The organism is Rhizobium ruizarguesonis (genome assembly GCF_017357285.1).
Taxonomy (GTDB): Bacteria; Pseudomonadota; Alphaproteobacteria; order Rhizobiales; family Rhizobiaceae; genus Rhizobium; species Rhizobium ruizarguesonis.
Genome location: NZ_CP071679.1, coordinates 411,540 through 431,040, shown reverse-complemented (window position 1 = coordinate 431,040; position 19,501 = coordinate 411,540). Strand labels below are relative to the sequence as shown.

The following is a 19,501-nucleotide window of genomic DNA, read 5'->3' as shown; positions in this document are numbered from 1 at the left end:
CAAGGGCGCACGCGCGATGGCTCGATAGGAAAAACCTATCAAGGATTCGACTAGCCGACGTCCTTGATGGCGTGCCGCTCCTCGGGCGAATGTGCCAGGATGCGATTGCGGCCTTGCGTCTTGGCGTCGTAGAGCGCGGCATCCGCCTCGCTCAGGAGGCGGTTCGGGTTGATCCTCAAGGTGGCTCCCGTCGCACAGGATATGCCGATGCTGGCGGTCACCCGGCCGAATTCGCTGCCGGTATGAACGATATTCTCCTGGCTTAGGAGACGCGCGAACTGTTCGGCAACGATCATCGCCCCTTTCGCACTGGTTGCAGGCAGCAGAACCACGAATTCCTCTCCGCCGTAGCGTGCGACGATGTCTGCCGGGCGGCTTACGGACTGGCGCAGGCACCTGCTGACGACACGCAGGCATTGGTCTCCGGCGGGATGACCATATGTGTCGTTATAGGCCTTGAAGCGGTCGATATCGACCATCAGAAGGCTGAACGGCGTGTTTTTCCTGGCGCTGCCTGCGGTCTCGCGGGCGAAAGCCTCGTCGAAGGCCCGGCGGTTGACCATGCCGGTGAGCCCATCGGTCTCGGCGAGATTCTTCAGCTGCTCCGCCGACAGCCGGAGGGCGATTTCCGCCTGCTTGGTCGCGGTGATGTCCGAGACAACGGCCATCGCTGTGCCGTCTTCCGCTAACCTTGTCCGGATGCTGCGCCAGTCGCCGTTGTGAAGCTGAACCTCTTCGTCCTTGTTGCTGTGCAACGTAGCACTGACGGACCTGATCCACTCTTCGCGGTCAGCGTCCGGGATACCCGTGCGCTCGCCGGTTTCGGCAACGCGGCGAAGGATGTCGCTGATATGAGCGCCAACCACGCGGGCGTCTCCGGATAGCGGAAAGGCGGCGCGATACTGGTCGTTGCAAAAAACGAGAAAACCCTTGCTGTCGTACATGGCGATGCCATCGGACATGCCGGCCATCGCATGTGACAGCAGGTTCTTGCTCTTGCGCAATTCCCGCTCCAGAGCAGTCCGCTCCGTCACGTCACGCGTGACGCCGGCAAGGCCGATCACCCGTCCCTGCCTATCCTTCAGCGGCACCTTGGAGGCGAGCAGGTATCTGTCTTCGATACGCTCGACGGAGTCGATCAGGGGCACCCCGGTGTCCATGACCTGCTGTTCGAGATAATAAAATTCTTCGGCGCGCGGCCGCGAGATAAGATTGAAATCCGACAATCCGGTCATCTCCGCCGTGGTTCTGAAACGAAAAAGGCGGATCATATTTTCATTGACGGTGATGAACCGGCTGTTTCGGTCCTTCACGTAGAGATAATCGGGCGACTGCGAAAATGCGGTCACCAGGATGCTTCGCTCCAGCTCCCATTGTTGCGTCTTCAACAGAACGAAACCACACAGCACCGTCGCCAGGCAGTTCAATACCGTCATCGGCAGACCGATGATGGCCAATACGCGGGCGTGCACCAGGGTGGGAAGCACCGCCATCAAAACAATAAGTGCGCCGCCGAGCGCGAGGCTCAGCAGCGCAACGTCTATGAGCTCGGGAGATCTCTTCCGGATCCAGACGTTGGCAGCCAGGCCGATACCGGTCGCGACAGCAATTGCGATCAGACCGTCGATCATTGCCGCGCCGCCGACCCAGAAGCGGAAGACCATCGCCAGCGACGCCGCAAAGGCGGCCGCGATCGGTCCGCCGAACATGCCCGCCAAAGCAAGCGGCGAAAAGCGGATGTCGATATAAATGCCGGGATTGACTTCGACGGCCAGCAATATGGACCCGATGGAGGCGCCGCCGGCTATGATTCCGAAGGCGATTTTTTCCTGTGTGACCGAACGACGCTGAAATTGGATCGAGAAATGCGCCCAGAGCGAAATCGCCAGGCACACGAATGACAGGTTGCCACCGAATTGCGTCCAGATGCCATTCACTGCGTTGGATCCACCTTCCAATACATGTACCGAGCCAATCATAGGGCAACACTGGTTTGAGCTTCGTTAAATCGCAGACCCATCAGGCTATATTCGTCAGCAGTTGCGTCTCCAGGCCGGTCGGCAGCAATGCGACGACAGGAAAGCGGCGACTGCCGCGATGATGAGGTATGGGCACGCACGGCCTGCTGCCAGATTTGACGACATGAGAAATACGCGAAACCGGAATTGAAAGGTCATGCCCCAGGACGGCAGGAGACCTCATGTCCGCAATGCCCTGCGGTTCAACGGCTAGCACCCGATGCATAAGGCATGTTTAATATCGGCATCCTCTGCATCAGGACACGTAGCCTGATGACAAAATATAGCGTTATCCGGATAAGTCTGCGCAATCGGGCCATTCCCTGAGCCGAGCGGTCGCGAACCCACAGCGCTGCGCGTCATGCCGTCAGCAGCCGAGGCTGCCGACGGCATCGCCCGCCGCTTCTTCTACTTGCAGATCGCCGCCGCCAAGAAGCCGCGCATCGCCTCGCCATAAGGCGGCCGCATCATGTATTCCGCCTCCACCATCCTGCTCTGATGATAGACGGCACGCGGATGCGAGAAGGCGAGGAAGCCGAACTTGCCGTGATAAGCGCCCATGCCCGAATGGCCGACGCCGCCGAAGGGCAGGCCTTCCGCCGTGACGTGGCTCATGCAGTCGTTGACCGTCACACCGCCGGAGGTCGTGTTGTCCAGGACGCGGGCCTCCTCTTGCTGATCCTGGCTGAAGTAATAGAGAGCGAGCGGGCGCGGCTTGGCATTGATACGATCGATGACGTCGGCGATATCGCGATAGGGAAGGACCGGCAGCACCGGTCCGAAGATTTCTTCCTGCAGCACGCGCATGTCTTCCGTGGGATCGAGGATCAGGGCCGGCGGCATGCGGTGGGCCGATTGCTGGGAGAAATTCTCTGCCGCCGGGTTGATCTCGACGACACGGGCGCCCTTGACCCTGGCATCGTCGATCAGGCCCTGGATGCGGGCGAGATGGCGGGCGTTGACGATCGAGGTGTAATCAGGATTTTCCTTCAGCGCCGGATACATCGCGCCGACCGCCGCGACCGCGTGCCCGGCAAAGGCCTCGACGCTTTCCTCGGGCACATAGACATGATCCGGCGCAAGGCAGATCTGGCCGGCGTTCAGCGTCTTGACGGTCATGACACGGCGCGCCGCGTCGGCGAGGTCGGCCGAGCGGCCGACGACGACAGGTGATTTTCCGCCGAGCTCAAGCGTCAGCGGCGTCAGGTTTTCCGCCGCGGCGCGCATGACGTGATGGGCGATTGCGGTTCCGCCAGTGAAGATCAGATGGTCGAAGGCAAGTGACGTAAAGGCCGTGCCCGTGGCCGGTCCGCCCTGAACGACGGCGATTTCCGTTTCGTCGAAAGCGCCGGCGATGAGTTCCGCCATCAAGGCGGCCGAGGCCGGCGTCACCTCAGACGGCTTGATCATGGCGCGGTTGCCGGCGGCGAGAATGCCGGCAAGCGGCGCAAGGGCGAGCTGATAGGGGAAATTCCACGGGCTCAGGATTCCGACAACCCCCTTCGGCTGATAGACCACTTCGGCCACCGCGTCCGGGAACAATGCTTCGTGCTGCTCGGGCTTCAGCCATTCGGCAAGATGGGCCTTGGCATATTTGAGCGAACCGACGCATGTAAAGACGTCGAGAAGCAGGCTCGCCTCGACACTGCGGCTGCCGAAATCCTCCGACAGGGCAGCGGCAATCGCATCCTTATGGTCGACGAGAAGAGCGATGACGCGATCGATACGATCGATGCGGGTGTCGATGCCTGGCGGTCCTTCCCTCAGGAAAGACGCCCTTTGCCGGCCAAGCAGCGCCTTCATCGCATCGGAACTGGTATCGGTGGCGATTGGGGTGACGGTGTTCATTATTTCCTCCCTTGAACGGTGTCAGGCGGCCGGCTGACGCACGACCGGTTTCAGCACGATGCCCTTTTCCGAATCCTCCACCGCCTGGTTGATGTCGGCGAAATCATAGAAGGTGATCAGCCGGTCGAAGGGGAAGCGGCCCTGGCGATGGAGGTCGATCAACAACGGGATCAGCACGTCGGGATTGGAATCGCCCTCGACGATCCCGCGGACCCGGCGCCCGCCGGACAGGATATGGGTGAGGTCGAGCGTCAGCGTCGCGCCATGGGGCGAGGCCCCGACGATGCCGCAGGTGCCGCGCGGCGCCAGCACCCGCACGCACTGGTCGATGACGGCGGGCACGCCGGAGGCATCGATCGAATAATCGACGCCGGCGCCGGTCAGCGCCATGATCGCGGCAACCGCGTCGCTCGCCTTGCCGTTGACGATGTCGGTCGCGCCGAGTTCCGCTGCAAGTGCCAGCCGCGCCTCGTTGACATCGACGGCGATGATCCGTGAAGCGCCGACGATCCGCGCCGCCATCACGGCGGCAAGACCGACGGAGCCCATGCCGAAAACCGCAAGCACTTTACCCGGCTCGACCTTCAGCGCGTTCATGACCGCGCCGGCGCCGGTCTGGATGCCGCAGGCAAGCGGCCCGAGCAGCGTCAGATCCGCATCCTCAGGCACTTTCACGATATTGCGCTCATGGCACAGCGCGTGGCTGGCGAAGGAGGATTGCCCGAAAATATTGCCGTGAACCCGCTCTCCCTCGCATGAGAGTCCGCTCGAACCATCGGCGCGCGCACCGAAGAAGTTGCGCGGGAAGAATTCGTGGCAATAGGTCTCCTCGTGATCGTTGCAGCTCGGGCAATGACCACAGGAATTGAAGGTCATGACCACGTGATCGCCGGGCTTGACCTTGGCAACGCCCGGTCCGATACGCTCGACGATGCCGGCGCCTTCATGGCCGAGCACGACCGGCTGCGGCACCGGCAGATGCTGGTCACGCATGACGATATCGGTGTGGCAAACCCCCGTTGCCACGACGCGAACCAGGATTTCACCCTCGCGCGGCTCCTCCAGATCGAGACTTTCCAGCGAAAACGGCGTATGGGGCGCACGCGCCACCGCAGCATGGATCTTCATTGCTTTCCTCCTCCCTATGATCGGCTCGCGAACGGCCCGGCGATCCGGGCTCGTCCTCAGCGGCCGCGCTTGTAGGCGCCGAGCCCCGGCTGATAGGTCTTGTCATCGAGGAACTGCTTCAGCCCCTCGTCGCGCCCCTTGGTCTTGTCGAGAAACAGCATCTGCTCCAGCTTGGCGTAGATGTAATCGTCGGCGAGATCCCAGGGCAGGTCGCGCACACGCTTGTAGGTGTCCTTGGCGGCCTTCAGCGTCACCGGGTTCTTTTCGAGCAGGCTGGCGCAGATCTTGCGGACCCGGGTTTCAAGCTCTGCCAGCGGCACGGCCTCGTTGACGAGGCCCATTTCCGCGGCCTTGCGCCCGCCGAACAGTTCGCCGGTCATGATGTAATAGAGAGCGTCGCGATGGCGCATTACTTCGGCGACCGCGCGGGTGACGTTGCCGCCCGGCAGAATGCCCCAGTTGATCTCGGAAAGGCCGAAATTCGCCTCCTCGGCGGCGATGGCGAGATCGCAGGAAACGAGCGGCGTAAAGGCGCCGCCGAAGCACCAGCCGTTGACCATGGCGATCGTCGGCTTTTCGAAATACATCAGCCGGCTCCACCAGCCGCCGGACTGCCGCCGCGCCTTCAGCGTCGCATTGCGCGGCTTGTCGTCATTGTCGCGGAAATATTCCTTCAGATCCATGCCGGCGGACCAGGATTCGCCGGCGCCGCGCAGGACGAGGACGCCGCAACGCTCGTCGCCCTCGAGCTCGTCGAGCACTTCGAGCATCCGGGCATTCAGAGCCGGATTCATCGCATTGCGCTTTTCCGGACGATTGAGGGTCACGAAGGCGATGCCGTTATCGAATTCGACCAGAACCGGTGATTGCATGTCAGTCATGAGTTTACTCCATTGGTTTCGGCGTGAATGCCGGGGCCGCTTCACAGGGCCTGTCGTTGAAGGGTTTCGTCGGAATGGAACTGGCGCAGGACATGTTTCTGCACCTTGCCGGAGGCGGTGCGGGGAATGGCCTCGACGAAGAGGATGCGCGCCGGGCGCTTGAAGGCGGCGAGCCTTGCCGCGCAATGACCGGCGATCTCATCGCCCGTTGCCACGGCACCCGGCCGCAGCACCACATAGGCGAGGCCGCATTCGCCCCACCTGATGTCGGGAATGCCGACGACTGCGGCGTCGAGGATATCGGGATGGCTTGCGAGTGCTGCTTCGACCTCGGCGGGATAAACATTCTCGCCGCCGCTGATGTACATGTCCTTCAGCCGGTCGACGATGCGATAGAAGCCGTTCGCTTCGCGTCGACCGAGATCGCCGGTGCGGTACCAGCCGTCGGTGAAGGCGGCAGCGGTTTCCTGAGGCTTGTTCCAGTAGCCCGGTGTCACTGCCGGCCCGCGCAGCCAGAGTTCGCCGATCTCGCCTTCATCAACCTCCCGGCCGTCCTCGTCGACGATACGAATGTCGAGCAATGGCGCGGGAAGACCGACGCTGCCGGGATTGTCCTGCACGGCGCGCCGATCGATCGGCACGTGCAGCACCGTTCCGGCTTCGCTCATGCCATAACCGTTGACCAGCGCAACGCCGTCATCGAGATAGCTTTCGATCAGCGCCTGCGTCAGCGGCGCGCCGCCGACGAAAAGCGCATGCAGGCCGGCCAGAGCCGCGGCGCTATAGGCGGGATCGTTGCGCAAGGCGAGCGCGATCTGCGGCACCGCGAAATAATGGGTGACGGCACGCTGCCGGTCGGCAAGGGCTGCAAGCGTCCGCGCCGGCGTGAAGCGGTCGGAGACGACGAGCGTGCCGCCCAGCATCAATGTGGTTCGCGCCACCGCGATCAGCCCAATCGTATGGAAGAACGGCAGATCGCACAGGGCGACGGAGCCCGGCCCGATCTCTCCGACGACGGAAAAATTGATAGCGGCAAAGAAGGCGTTGCGGCGGGTGATGACGACGCCCTTCGGCTGTCCCGTCGTGCCCGAGGTATAGAGAAGGACACAAGGGCCATCGGCATCGGCGGGCACCGGAGCGGTCGCAAGGCTCGCCTCGATCCGCGCGGCGAGCCCGGCCGGACCGCCGGCCGTCGATATCACCGCCATCTCAGGATCAGCGCTCACCAGGCTGGCAACGGTTGCCGCGAACTCCTCGTCGTGAACGAGCAGCGCCGGCGCGCAATCGGCAAGGATCGGCCGAAGTTCGGCGGCGTTGAGGCGCCAGTTGAGCGGCACGTAAACGGCGCCGGCACGCTGGCAGGCAAAGGCAAGCACGATCGAATCCATGGAATTGCGCGCCAGCATGGCGACACGTCCCCCGTTGCGGCGCGCTCCGAGCACATCGCTCAGCAAGCCGGCGCAGCGGGCAATCCGCGCATCGAGCTCGGCATAGGTGAGCTGTCGGTCGGTGGCGATCTCGAACAGAGCCGGACGGTCCGGCGCGACGCGGGCGCGGTAAAGGATCGGATCATCCGTCACCAGTCCGCAATCCGCCGACGAAGCCATCCCGGAAATGGAATGCGCCATTTTCTCCTCCCATGCCACCGCTCCCCGCGGCAGGCATCAAATTTGTATGCAACACATACTAATATCTTTTCCCAGCAAGATGCAAGAGGCTGTTTAAGGCAAATCCGATCGCTCGAATGGCGCGGGGAAATCCGCAATACGGATATTGACTAACCTGCTGATTTTGATGGTTATGGCGCCTGGACGAGGCGAGAACGAACGATGAGCACAAAACCACCGATGGACGATTTCGAGGGCGAAGATGCTCCCGCGACGCCGGGCCTCGACGTCGGCCGGCTTGGCGATCTGATGGGGTTTCATCTGCGCATGGCGCATGTCGCAGTCTATCGCGACTTCGCCGAAACCATGGAGGAGCTGGCGCTGACGCAGAAGCAGCTGGCGGTGATGGAACTCGTCGCCGGCAATCCGGGCGCATCGCAGATCGACCTTGCCAATACGCTCGGCACCGACCGGGCGACGATGATGGCCCTCGTCAATAGGCTGGCCGCCCGCGACCTGATCGAGCGCCGCCCCTCCGCGGCGGACCGCCGGCGCCAGGAACTTCATCTGACGAAGGCGGGACGCGCAATGCTCGCGCGGGCGCGTGAGCTGATCAACAAGCACGAGCAGCGTTTCATCGACCTGTTTTCGCGCGACGAAATGGATGCGCTGCTGGCAGCGTTGAAGCGGATATACAAGGCAAGCTGAGCCCGCTTCGCTGTTGCCGACCTGCCTGCGGCCCCACGCGTTTTTCTGATGCGCAGAGGGCTGAAGAGGGTCGTCAATCCGTCTTCGGCTGCCCTGGAAGCTGGCCGTAAGCCGTCAGAATGGCCTTGATCAGGCCCGGGAAGCGTTCGTCCAGCTCGGTGCAGCGCGTTTGATTGCGCATCTCCACACCCTGGCGCTCGCTCATGATCAGCCCGGACTCGCGCAGCACCTTGAAATGGTTGGACAGCGACGACTTTGGAATGATGCGGTCGCCGAGATCGGCAAGCGCAGAGCACGTCCCGCCACCGCTGGCGCCGGCAAGCTTTGCATAAATGGCAACGCGCTCCGGATCGGACAGCGCATAGAGGATCGCCTCGGGCTTGATGTCCTCCAGGGCTGGGTGAAAGAGCGGTCTCATGAATTTTATATAGCGTCCCTTGACATCGAGATCAATAGTTCCGAATTTCTGAACTATGGAACAAGCTTGCCAATCCCGGCGGCTATCCAGATCGGAAGGAACGATAAATGGCTAAGCTCACAGGAAAGGTCGCTGTCGTAACGGGCGCCTCCAAAGGCATTGGCGCTGCGATTGCCAAGGCGTTCGCAGCAGAGGGTGCGCAAGTGGTGGTCAACTACGCCTCGAGCAAGGCGGGAGCGGACGCCGTCGTTCAAGCGATCAGCGCGGCCGGTGGCAAAGCCATCGCGGTGCAGGGCGATGTTTCGAAGGCCAGTGAGGCACAGGGACTGGTCGATGCTGCGGTCAAGGAGTTCGGCAAGCTCGATGTGCTGGTCAACAATTCCGGCGTCTATGAATTCGCGCCGATCGGTGAGGTGACCGAGGAACAGTATCGTCGCATGTTCGACGTGAATGTTCTCGGCGTTCTCTTGACCACCCAGGCAGCGGTCAAGCATCTCGGCGAGGGCGGCAGCATCATCAACATCTCCTCGGTGGTCACCAGTCTGGCGCCGCCGGCCTCCGCCGTCTATACCGGGACGAAGGGAGCCGTCGAGGGCATCAACAGCGTGCTTGCCAAGGAACTCGGCCCGCGCAAGATCCGCGTCAACGCCATCCTGCCAGGGATAGTCGAAACCGAGGGCACGCACTCGGCCGGCGTCATCGGCTCGGATTTCGAACAGACCCTGGTCGCCCAGACGCCGCTCGGCCGCATCGGCCAGCCGGACGATATCGCCGGTGTCGCCGTCTTCCTCGCTTCCGACGATGCCCGCTGGCTGAGCGGCGAACGATTGGCCGCCAGCGGCGGTTTTCGCTGATAGTTGTGTGACGGTGTGCGTCTCCTCCATGGAGCGCGCACCCCTCGCGGCTATTGCGGGCGACGGCTTAAAAGCGGATTGCTGCGATCTCGGCGACCAACGGTTCTCATTGGTCTTCTTGCTTTTAAATATAGATGAAAACAGCCTTTGATTTTAATTCCAATGCACACGCTCTCTTTTAGGCTCCCATTTAGTCGACGAGTTCTGAACTTAAGGCCAATCGGCATAGCCCGAAGACAGCATGCTGTTTTCCAAGCCGGCTGAAGCGCGGGCGATCTCGCGGTAGCCGGCGGGCGAAAGCCCGGTCTTGCGCTTGAAGAAATGGCTGAAATAGGTCGGGTCGCGAAAGCCGAGGCTGTCGGAGATTTCCTGGATATTGCGGGCCGACCGCTCCAATCTCAGCTTTGCCTCCTGCACCACGCGCTCATGCAGCAGCTGGATCGGCGAGCGGCCGAGCGCCCTTTGGCAGATGGAATGAAGCCGGTCGGCCGTGACGCCCAACTCCGCAGCATAATCGCTGATCGGCCGGTGCTGGCGGAAACCCGCCTCGACCAGCTGCCGATATCTCTGCAGAATCGATCCCACTTCGCCCTGCCCGCGCTGCTCGCTTCTTTCGCCATCGGACCCACGCCAAAGCGCCATCAGGATGAGCCTGATATAAGCGGATGCGACCATCCAGGAGGAGCGGGAGGGATCGCCGAGTTCCCGCACGAAACCAGAAATCAGCGGGCTGATTTCGGCCACTGCCAACGGATCCAGTGCCTCGACCAGCTTGCGCTGTTCGGTGAAGATGCGCAGCGAATAGGATTCCACCTTGTCGCCGATCGCATCAACCATGATCTGCGGCGAAGCGCCGACCAGATGAGCCGCGGTTCCAGCTGATATCGACAGGTCGCATCGCGCCTGCGGCGGCAGGAAGGCAAGCAACGGTCCGTGCAGCGGCCGATGCTCGCCATTGTCGAAGTGAAGCTCCCCGCTCCCCTCCCCGAGCAGAAGGAAATGGTGGAAATCTGAATACAGTCCTTTTTGAAAACGGATGCGCCGGTGCGACAGTGACGGCCCGTGCCACTCGCCCCTGGCATAGTGATGAATCCCCCCGTCCGTTGCCAACGCTTTTCCTCCATTCCCGCAGCAAACAATGCGGTAATCGCCGGATAATTACAATATTAACCCAATAAATCGCATTCCATCCACACTCGATCGGCGTAACCTTATCTCCATCAGCCTTTGGGAGGAGGCACTTCAACAGATGCAGGAACGGTGAGGCAGCCCTCGTGGCGCCGCGTCCGCTCGTTTTCTCCCATGGCAACAACGCAAACCAGCATCTGGCGCCAACACGTGGCGCCAATACGTGGCAAATGGGTGGAACAGTGTTCGCGGCAAAGCTGATGATCAACAACGAGGCGATGGACGCTTCCGAAGGGGCCACCTTCGAACGCATCGATCCGTTGACCGGCGACGTCGCAACGATCGCCTCGGCAGGATCCGTTGCCGACATGACGAGGGCAGCCAATGCGGCAGCAGCAGCCTTTCCGGACTGGTCGCAGACCGGCCCGGGCGAACGGCGCAGGCTTCTGAATGCCGCAGCCGACATCCTGGAGGCCCGCACATCCGAACTCGTTGCCGCCATGACCGGCGAAACCGGCGCCACCGCGCAGTGGGCGGCGATCAATTGCGGCCTTGGCGCGGATATTCTTCGAGAGGCGGCGGCGATGACCACGCAAATATCAGGCGAGCTCATTCCTTCAGGCATTCCGGGAAGCCTCGCCATGGCGGTCCGCCAGCCGGCAGGCGTCTGCGTCGGCATTGCCCCCTGGAATGCACCTATTATTCTCGGCACCCGCGCCGTTGCCATGCCGCTTGCCTGCGGTAACACCGTCGTCCTCAAGGCTTCCGAACTCTGCCCGAAGACCCATGGCCTGATCGGCGACATTCTGTGTGACGCCGGCTTTCCGCGCGGCGTCATCAATGTCGTTTCCAATGCGCCGAGCGATGCCGCCGCTGTCGTCGACGCCCTGATCGCCCATCCCGCGGTGCGCCGCATCAACTTCACCGGCTCCACCCGTGTCGGCCGGATCATTGCCGAGTCCGCGGCAAGGCATCTCAAGCGCTGCCTGCTCGAACTCGGCGGCAAGGCGCCGTTCATCGTCCTTGCCGACGCCGATATCGACGAGGCCGTCAGTGCTGCCGCCTTCGGCGCGTTCATGAACCAGGGCCAGATCTGCATGTCGACCGAACGGATCATCCTGATGGACGAGATCGCCGACGGCTTTGTCGGCAAATTCCGCACGAAAGCGGCAACCCTCGTCGCCGGCAATCCCACGGACGGCAACACGCCGCTCGGCACGCTGATCAACACTGAGGCCGTCCGACGCGTCCGGTCGCTCGTCGATGATGCCCTGCAAAAGGGCGCGGTGCTCGTCTGCGGCGGCCAGGCCAACGGCACGCTGATGGACGCGACCGTCATCGATCACGTGACGCCTGCCATGCGCATCTACCGCGAAGAGAGTTTTGGACCGGTCGCCGCGATCATCCGGGTCGGCAGCGTCGACGAGGCCGTGACGGTTGCCAACGACAATGAATACGGGCTGTCGGCCGCCGTCTTCAGCGCCGACGTCAATGCAGCACTTGCCGTCGCCATGCGGCTCGAATCCGGCATCTGTCACATCAACGAAGCCACAGTTTCCGACGAGCCGCAAATGCCCTTCGGCGGCGTCAAATCAAGCGGCTACGGCCGCTTTGGCGGCAAGGCCGCGATCGATGAATTCACCGAGCTCAGATGGATCACCATGGCCTCGGGAAAACGGCACTACCCGATCTGAATTGAGATCGGCCGACATGAACAATGGGAACGGGCTGGGAGGCCCGATCAAGAGGGAGGAATGATTTCATGAACGGCATTTTCCGCAACGGTAAATTCAACGCGGCATCGCTGAGCCGCCGGTCTTTCATCGCATCGACCGTGGCGGGCGGCGCGGCGCTGGCGCTTTCCGGCCGCACGGCCTTCGCTGAGAGCGGCGATACGTTGAAGGTCGGCTTCATCAGCCCGCGCACCGGCCCTCTCGGCGGCTTCGGCGAGACGGACGGCTACGTGCTGGAACTGGCGCGCAAGGCGCTGGCGAACGGCCTGCAGGCAGGCGGCAAGACCTGGAAGGTTGAGATCCTCGACCAGGACACCCAGTCCGATCCATCGCGTGCCGGCCAGTTGGCGAAGGACCTGATCAACAACCAGGCGATCGACCTGATGCTCGCCGTCTCGACGCCCGAAACCATCAATCCGGTGGCCGATGCCTGCGAAGCGGCCGGCATTCCCTGCCTCTCGACGGTCATGCCCTGGGAAGCCTGGTATTTCGGCCGCGGCGCCAAGCCGGGCGCGCCCTCGCCGTTCAAGTGGACCTATCATTTCGGCTTCGGCGTCGAAGAGTTCCACAAGGCCTATGTTTCGCAGTGGAACCTGATCGAGACCAACAAGAAGGTCGGCGTCATGTATCCAAACGACGCCGACGGCAATGCGATCCGCACCCATCTGGCGCCGGCGCTTTCCAAGTCTGGCTTCACCATCGTCGATCCAGGCGCCTATGAAACCGGAACCACCGACTTTACCGCGCAGATCGCTCTCTTCAGGCAGGAAGGCGTGGAGATCTTCAATTCGTTCCCGATACCGCCTGACTTCGCCGCCTTCTGGCGTCAGGCCGCACAGCAGGGCCTCACCCAGCAGATCAAGATCTGCCAGATCGCCAAGACGGGCCTGTTTCCGTCCGACATCGAGGCGCTCGGCGATCTTGGCCTGAACATCGGCAGCGCCGCCTACTGGCACAAGGCCTTCCCCTATAAATCCACGCTCACGGGTGTCTCCGGAACCGAACTCGCCGACGGCTATGAGACGGCAAGCGGCAAGCAGTGGACGCAGCAGCTCGGCGCCAGCCTTGCGCTTCTCGACGCCGGCTTCGATGCGCTGAAGGCGAGCACCGACGTCAAGAGCAAAGAGGCCGTCGCCAAAGCGATCAGCACGCTGAAGACCACCACGATCGCCGGCAAGGTCGACTTCACCAGCGGCCCCGTCGCCAACGTCTCTCCCGGACCGATCATCGGCACGCAGTGGGTGAAAGCGCCGGAGGGCTCGAAATTCGCGCTCGACTACGTCGTCACCGAAAACGCCACCGACCCCAATGTCCCGGTCGGCGCCAAGCTCACCGCCTATAACGGGTAACGCACAGTGCTGCAGCGGGAAGCTCATAATCGGCCGGGGGGAGCCTTTCTCTCGGCCAAGGGAATCCACAAGCGGTTCGGCGCGCTGGTGGTGCTGGAGAATCTGGATTTTTCCATGGGCGATGGCGAGGCGGTCGGCATTGTCGGGCCGAACGGCGCGGGCAAGACGACCCTGCTCAGCGTGCTTGCCGGCGCCTTCCCGCCGAGTGAGGGAAGCATCACCTTCGACGGCGTCGACGTCACGCGCCGGACGGCGGCGGAGCGCTGCCGGTCCGGGCTCGTCCGGACCCATCAGATTCCCAAGCCCTTCGGCGGCATGACGACTTTTGAGAATGTTTTCGTCGCCGCATCGCACGGCAATGCCGCAAGCCGCGACGAGGCCTATGAGCGCGTGGTGGATTCGCTTTCGCTCTGCGGCATGCTCGGAGTGGCCAACCGCCCCGCCGACACGCTTGGCCTGCTGGATCGCAAACGGCTGGAGCTTGCCCGTGCGCTTGCCACGCAGCCGAGGCTGATGCTGCTCGACGAGATCGGCGGCGGCCTGACCGATGGCGAGGCGAGCGAACTCGTCGAAACCATCCTCGAATTGCGCCGCCGCGGCATCGGCATCGTCTGGATCGAGCATATCGTTCATATCCTCCTGCAGGTGGCGGAGCGGCTGATCTGCATGGACGCCGGCAGGATCATCGCCGATGGCGAACCGAAAACGGTCATGAGCAATGCGGAGGTGGTCAAGGCCTATCTCGGAGGGACACCCGCATGAGCCTTCTCTCCATCCGCGACCTCGATGTCCGCCACGGCCTGCTCCAGGCGGTGCGCGGGGTCAGTTTCGATCTTGCCAAGGGCGAGGTACTGGCGCTGGTCGGCGCAAATGGCGCGGGCAAGACGACGCTGCTGCGCTCGATTGCCGGCGCTCATCTGCCATCCTCCGGCCGCGTCCTTCTCAACGACGAAGATCTGGCCGCCGTCCCGTCCCACAAGCGGATCGCCAAGGGCATCGCCCTGGTGCCGGAAGGCCGGCGCCTGTTTTCGCAGATGACGGTGGAAGAGAACCTGCTTCTTGGAAAGACTTCCGGCCGCAAGGGCGAGTGGAGTATCGATCGTGTCCTCGACGCCTTTCCGAACCTGAAACCCCGCCGTTACGCCAAAACAGGACATCTCTCGGGCGGGGAACAGCAGGCGACTGCGATCGGCCGGGCGCTGATGAGCAATCCCGATATTCTTCTCCTGGACGAGGTCTCGCTCGGACTTTCGCCTCTGGTCGTCGATCGCGTCTACGCCCAGCTGCAGGCGCTGCTCACCTCGGGAACGACCATCGTGCTCGTCGAGCAGGATCTCGCTCGCGCCATGAGCGTGGCAAGCCGTGTCATCTGCATGCTGGAAGGACGCATCGTCCTCGACCGGCCGGCCGCCGTCGTCACGCGCGAGCACGTCACCCAAGCCTATTTCGGATTGCACCGGGCAGCCGGCGAAAGGAGCGCACCGTGATCAACACCCTGCTCCAGGGCATTCTGCTGGGCGGCTATTACGCCGTCATCGCCTGCGGCCTGTCCTTCATGTTCTCGGTCATGCGGATCATCAATCTCGCGCATGGCAGCCTGGCGGTCGCAGCCGCTTACGGGCTGTGGCTGCTGGCCGCCAAATTCGGCATTTCGCCCTTCGCTGGCCTGCTGATCGTGTTGCCGGTCATGGCGGCGGTCGGCTGGCTGTTGCAGCGCTTCGTTCTGGAACGTAGCGCCCGCGGCGGCACGCTCTTGCCGATCCTGACGACCTTCGGCCTGTCGATCGTCATCGACAACCTGCTGTTCGAGCAGTTCGGCGCCGACACCCGGTCGCTCGCGCCGTTCATCGGCAACTTGTCCTATGCATCCTGGCAACTGCCGGGCCACATCTTCGTCGGCAAGCTTGCCGTCCTGATGATGGTGACGGCAGTCCTCATTCTCGGCGGGCTGCAGTTCTTCCTGAGCCGTTTTGCCCTTGGTCGCGCGATCCGCGCCACGGCGGAAGATCCCGACACGGCAGGACTGGTCGGTATCGACGCCCGCAGGGTCAACGCCGTCGCCACCGCGATCACCATGGTCACGGTCGGGATCGCCGGTGCTTTTCTCGGGATGCGGGCAACCTTCAGCGCTTATTCCGGCGGCCCGCAGCTTCTCTTCGCCTTCGAGGCCGCCGTCATCGGTGGAGCGGGATCGCTATGGGGTACGCTGGCCGGCGGCATCGTTCTCGGCCTTGCCCAATCGCTCGGCGCGCAATTGCATCCGCAAGGCTTCCTGATCGGCGGCCATGCCGTGTTCCTGCTGGTGCTTTTCGTCAGGCTATCCCGGTTCGGCATGCCGGTTCTCGACAAACTTGGCGCCTCTCTCAAACTGCGCACCCGTCTCCGGAGCCCGACATGAGCCCCAACGCGACCCTTGCCTCCAATGGAATATCGATAGAACGCTGGACGAAATCGTCGCGGGTGGCGCTTGGCTGCATGGCCGCGGTGCTCGTCCTCTTGATGTTTGCCCCCACTGTCCTCGGCGCCGGCGCGATCGACCGGATGACGGCCCTGTTCATCTACGTGATCCTTGCCGCCATGTGGAATGCGCTTGCCGGTTTCGGCGGGCTCGTCTCGGTCGGCCAGCAGGTGTTTTTCGGCCTCGGCGCCTATTTCACCATCCGGCTTGCGGATGCGGGGCTCAATCCCTTCGTCGCGCTGTTTGCCGCCGCGGTCGTGACCGGTGCGCTGTCGATCCCGCTATCGCTGTTCATGCTGCGCCTGAAGGGCGGCGAGTTCGCGATCGGCATGTGGGTCGTCGCCGAACTCGCCCATCTGCTCGTCAACCTCGACCGGCTGATCCAGGGGGAAACGGGCACCTCGCTGATCTCGCTCAATGTCTATGACGGCGCAACGCGGCGGGCAACGATCTACTGGCTCGCCTTGATAGCCATGGCCGCACTGCTCGGCGCTCTCTTCATGCTGATGCGCAGCCGCGCCGGTGCGGCCATGCAGGCGATCCGCGACAATGAGGAGGCGGCAACCTCGGTCGGCGTGCGCGTGATCGCGACCAAGAGACTGCTCTTCGTGCTCGCCGCCTTCGGCATCGCGGTCGCCGGAGGCCTGTGGCTGGCGACCGCCACGACCTTCCAGCCGAAGACCTATTTCAGCGTCCAATGGACGGCCTACATGATCTTCATGGTGCTGGTCGGCGGGATCGGCAAGTTCGAAGGCGCCATCCTCGGCGCCATCCTATTCTTCGTGATCGAGACCGTCTTCGGCGCAGCCGGCGTCTGGTACCTGATCGGCCTCGGCGCCACCGCCGTCATTTTCTCGCTCTACCTGCCGCGCGGCCTTTGGGGCGAAATCGAGCGCCGCTTCGATTTTCAACTTCTGCCCGTCGGCTACCGGCTGAAATTGCCCGGCCCGCATAAAATCAAATGGGAAGAATGAGCCGGCTTGCATCCGGATTCTGTTGCGAAAGGTGACGTTCATGCTTTTTGGTAAAACAATCCTGGTGACCGGCGTCGCTTCCGGCATCGGCGCCCGCACGGCGGAACTGGCCGGCCATATGGGCGCCGAGGTCATCGGCGTCGATGTGCGCGAGCCGCTGGGTGGAAGTGTCGCCTTCATCAAGGGGGATCTCTCGACTGCATCAGGCGTAGCCGACATCGTCGCGCAGCTTCCGGCGCGCCTCGACGCACTCGCCAATGTCGCCGGCCTTTCCGGCAACACCGGTGTCGTCTCGACGCTCGCCGTCAATTTCTACGGGCTTCGCGCCCTGTCCGAAGCCGTGGCACCCCGCCTTCGCGAAGGCGGCGCCATCGTCAACGTCGCCTCGATTGCCGGCTACGGCTGGCGCGCCAATCTCGAGCGGGCAAAATCCTTGGCCGGAATCGAAGGCTTTCCCGAGGTGGCGGCGGTCGTCGCTGAGCACCATCTCAAGGATGAGGAAGGTTACCCGCTCTCCAAGGAGCTGCTGCTGCTCTGGACCATGCGGGCAGCCCATCAGCCGCTGTTCAAAAACCGCGGCATCCGGGTGAATGCGGTCAGCCCCGGGCCAGTGGAAACGCCGATCCTCAAGCAGTTCCGCGCCGTGCTCGGCGACGCCAAAGTCGATAGCGACATCACCCGCGTCGGCCGGGCCGGCACCTCCGCCGATATCGCCCCCGCCGTGCTCTTCCTCTGCTCGGATGGCGGGCGCTGGATCAACGGCGCCAACATTGCCGTCGACGGCGGCCTCGAAGCTTCCATCAACGCCGAAGTCCTCGGCTTCTAGTTCTTGTCCCCAGGAGACCCACGATGAATATTTCCCTCCTCATAAACGGCGCCGACCGCGCAGCCTCCAGCGGCCGGACTTATGATCGTCTCGATCCCTTCACCGAAAAGCTCGCAAGCCGCGCTGCCGCGGCAAGCCTGGAGGATGTTGCCGCGGCCGTTGATGCCGCCTCCGCTGCCTTCGGCGCCTGGTCGAAGACCGGCCCCGGCCAGCGCCGCGCCATCCTGATGAAGGCTGCCGATATCATGGATTCCAAAGTCGGCGAGTTTACGCGACTGATGATCGAGGAGACCGGCTCAACCGCACCCTGGGCCGGCTTCAATGTCATGCTCGCCGCCAACATCCTGCGCGAGGCCGGCGCCATGACGACGCAGATATCAGGCGAAATCATCCCTTCCGACAAACCCGGCACGCTCGCCATGGGTGTTCGCCAGGCTGCCGGTGTCTGCCTGGCGATCGCACCCTGGAACGCGCCCGTCATCCTCGCCACCCGCGCCATCGCCATGCCGCTCGCCTGCGGCAACACCGTCGTCCTCAAGGCATCCGAACAATGCCCCGGCACGCACCGGCTGATTGCCACAGTGCTGACCGAAGCGGGCCTGCCGGCCGGCGTCATCAACGTCCTCACCAACGCGCCGGAGGATGCGCCTGAGATCGTTACCGCGCTGATTGCCCATCCGGCCGTCAAGCGCGTGAACTTCACCGGCTCGACCAAGGTCGGCAAGATCATCGCCGAGACCTGCGGCAGACATCTCAAACCCGCCCTTCTCGAGCTCGGCGGCAAGGCGCCGCTCGTTGTCCTCGACGACGCCGATATCGACGGTGCCGTCAATGCCGCTATTTTCGGCGCCTTCATGCATCAGGGGCAGATCTGCATGTCGACGGAGCGGATCATCGTCGACGAGACGATCGCCGATCAATTCGTCGCCAAACTGGCCGCCCGCGCCAGCCAGCTGCCGGCCGGCGACCCGCGTGGCCACGTCGTTCTCGGCTCGCTGATCAGCCTCGACGCAGCGAAGAAAATGGAGGGGCTGATCGCCGATGCGACGGCCAAGGGTGCAAAACTCGTGGCCGGCGGCAAGCGCTCCGGCACCGTGGTCGAGGCGACGCTGCTCGATCATGTCACGCCCGAGATGCGCGTCTATGCAGAAGAATCCTTCGGCCCGGTCAAGCCGATCATTCGCGTCTCCGGCGAGGAAGAGGCAATCCGCATCGCCAACGATACCGAATACGGCCTCTCATCCGCCGTCTTCAGCCGGAATGTCCAGCGGGCAATGGCGGTTGCGGCGCGGATCGAATCCGGCATCTGCCACATCAATGGCCCGACCGTGAACGACGAGGCGCAAATGCCCTTCGGCGGCGTCAAGGGCAGCGGCTACGGCCGCTTCGGCGGCAAGGCGGCGATCGCCGAATTCACCGACCTGCGCTGGATCACGGTAGAGGATTCCGCCCAGCACTATCCCTTCTGAGCAGGTTTGACAGGCGTCACCGTGCCACGACGCCATTGCGGTCGTGGCACGGCCTATGCTCAGACCGGCGAAAGTGATTTCGCACCGCCCCTAGGAAGATGC

The 19,501-nt window shown here is 63.1% G+C and carries 17 protein-coding genes; 10 read left to right on the top strand and 7 right to left on the bottom strand.

The window, feature by feature from the left end; genetic code table 11:
- Window positions 1-50 precede the first annotated feature (50 nt).
- The 5 genes from J3P73_RS26535 to J3P73_RS26515 all read right to left on the bottom strand — a co-directional run bounded on the left by J3P73_RS26535 (window position 51) and on the right by J3P73_RS26515 (window position 7,503).
- On the bottom strand, window positions 51-1,979 hold the full coding sequence (locus J3P73_RS26535; protein WP_024321415.1) for a diguanylate cyclase: 1,929 nt from the start codon (window positions 1,977-1,979) through the stop codon (window positions 51-53).
- A 447-nt stretch (window positions 1,980-2,426) separates the two neighbouring features.
- Entirely contained in the window at window positions 2,427-3,866 is a 1,440-nt protein-coding gene (locus tag J3P73_RS26530; RefSeq protein WP_130687333.1) for a coniferyl aldehyde dehydrogenase, read from the bottom strand.
- A 21-nt stretch (window positions 3,867-3,887) separates the two neighbouring features.
- On the bottom strand, window positions 3,888-4,994 hold the full coding sequence (locus J3P73_RS26525) for an NAD(P)-dependent alcohol dehydrogenase (RefSeq protein WP_130687334.1): 1,107 nt from the start codon (window positions 4,992-4,994) through the stop codon (window positions 3,888-3,890).
- Window positions 4,995-5,050: 56 nt separating this feature from the next.
- On the bottom strand, window positions 5,051-5,875 hold the full coding sequence (locus tag J3P73_RS26520; RefSeq protein ID WP_018071429.1) for a p-hydroxycinnamoyl CoA hydratase/lyase: 825 nt from the start codon (window positions 5,873-5,875) through the stop codon (window positions 5,051-5,053).
- Between the two features lie 41 nt (window positions 5,876-5,916).
- Complete coding sequence (locus J3P73_RS26515) at window positions 5,917-7,503, bottom strand: AMP-binding protein (protein WP_130687335.1); 1,587 nt, start codon at window positions 7,501-7,503, stop codon at window positions 5,917-5,919.
- Between the two features lie 201 nt (window positions 7,504-7,704).
- Between J3P73_RS26515 and J3P73_RS26510 the strand changes: the two genes are divergently transcribed.
- Window positions 7,705-8,190: a MarR family winged helix-turn-helix transcriptional regulator gene (locus tag J3P73_RS26510; RefSeq protein WP_018071427.1), complete on the top strand. Its 486-nt coding sequence runs from the start codon at window positions 7,705-7,707 to the stop codon at window positions 8,188-8,190.
- Window positions 8,191-8,263: 73 nt separating this feature from the next.
- Here J3P73_RS26510 and J3P73_RS26505 read toward each other — a convergent pair whose 3' ends face one another.
- Window positions 8,264-8,608 carry an ArsR/SmtB family transcription factor gene (locus J3P73_RS26505; RefSeq protein WP_018071426.1) on the bottom strand — a complete coding sequence of 115 codons (345 nt, stop codon included), beginning with the start codon at window positions 8,606-8,608 and terminating at the stop codon, window positions 8,264-8,266.
- 107 nt (window positions 8,609-8,715) lie between these two features.
- Between J3P73_RS26505 and J3P73_RS26500 the strand changes: the two genes are divergently transcribed.
- Window positions 8,716-9,462: a glucose 1-dehydrogenase gene (locus J3P73_RS26500; protein WP_018071425.1), complete on the top strand. Its 747-nt coding sequence runs from the start codon at window positions 8,716-8,718 to the stop codon at window positions 9,460-9,462.
- A 210-nt stretch (window positions 9,463-9,672) separates the two neighbouring features.
- Here the strand turns inward: J3P73_RS26500 and J3P73_RS26495 are convergent, their stop codons facing one another.
- Window positions 9,673-10,572, bottom strand: a complete 900-nt coding sequence (locus tag J3P73_RS26495; protein WP_018071424.1) for a helix-turn-helix transcriptional regulator — start codon at window positions 10,570-10,572, stop codon at window positions 9,673-9,675.
- A gap of 248 nt (window positions 10,573-10,820) precedes the next feature.
- Here J3P73_RS26495 and J3P73_RS26490 point away from each other — a divergent pair, with 248 nt between their 5' ends.
- The 8 genes from J3P73_RS26490 to J3P73_RS26455 all read left to right on the top strand — a co-directional run bounded on the left by J3P73_RS26490 (window position 10,821) and on the right by J3P73_RS26455 (window position 19,399).
- The gene (locus tag J3P73_RS26490) at window positions 10,821-12,284 is read left to right on the top strand and encodes an aldehyde dehydrogenase (RefSeq protein WP_024321420.1); all 1,464 of its coding nucleotides are present in this window, start codon (window positions 10,821-10,823) and stop codon (window positions 12,282-12,284) included.
- Between the two features lie 68 nt (window positions 12,285-12,352).
- Window positions 12,353-13,672, top strand: a complete 1,320-nt coding sequence (locus J3P73_RS26485) for an ABC transporter substrate-binding protein (protein WP_018071422.1) — start codon at window positions 12,353-12,355, stop codon at window positions 13,670-13,672.
- A gap of 6 nt (window positions 13,673-13,678) precedes the next feature.
- Complete coding sequence (locus J3P73_RS26480) at window positions 13,679-14,434, top strand: ABC transporter ATP-binding protein (protein WP_024321421.1); 756 nt, start codon at window positions 13,679-13,681, stop codon at window positions 14,432-14,434.
- Window positions 14,431-15,159, top strand: a complete 729-nt coding sequence (locus tag J3P73_RS26475; protein ID WP_018071420.1) for an ABC transporter ATP-binding protein — start codon at window positions 14,431-14,433, stop codon at window positions 15,157-15,159. The genes J3P73_RS26480 and J3P73_RS26475 overlap by 4 nt, the downstream gene beginning before the upstream one ends.
- Window positions 15,156-16,070, top strand: a complete 915-nt coding sequence (locus J3P73_RS26470; RefSeq protein WP_024321422.1) for a branched-chain amino acid ABC transporter permease — start codon at window positions 15,156-15,158, stop codon at window positions 16,068-16,070. The genes J3P73_RS26475 and J3P73_RS26470 overlap by 4 nt, the downstream gene beginning before the upstream one ends.
- Window positions 16,067-17,104: a branched-chain amino acid ABC transporter permease gene (locus J3P73_RS26465; RefSeq protein ID WP_130687336.1), complete on the top strand. Its 1,038-nt coding sequence runs from the start codon at window positions 16,067-16,069 to the stop codon at window positions 17,102-17,104. The genes J3P73_RS26470 and J3P73_RS26465 overlap by 4 nt, the downstream gene beginning before the upstream one ends.
- Before the next feature lie 40 nt (window positions 17,105-17,144).
- The gene (locus J3P73_RS26460) at window positions 17,145-17,930 is read left to right on the top strand and encodes a coniferyl-alcohol dehydrogenase (RefSeq protein WP_027687985.1); all 786 of its coding nucleotides are present in this window, start codon (window positions 17,145-17,147) and stop codon (window positions 17,928-17,930) included.
- Window positions 17,931-17,953: 23 nt separating this feature from the next.
- Window positions 17,954-19,399: an aldehyde dehydrogenase gene (locus J3P73_RS26455; protein ID WP_027687986.1), complete on the top strand. Its 1,446-nt coding sequence runs from the start codon at window positions 17,954-17,956 to the stop codon at window positions 19,397-19,399.
- The last annotated feature ends 102 nt before the right edge of the window (window positions 19,400-19,501 follow it).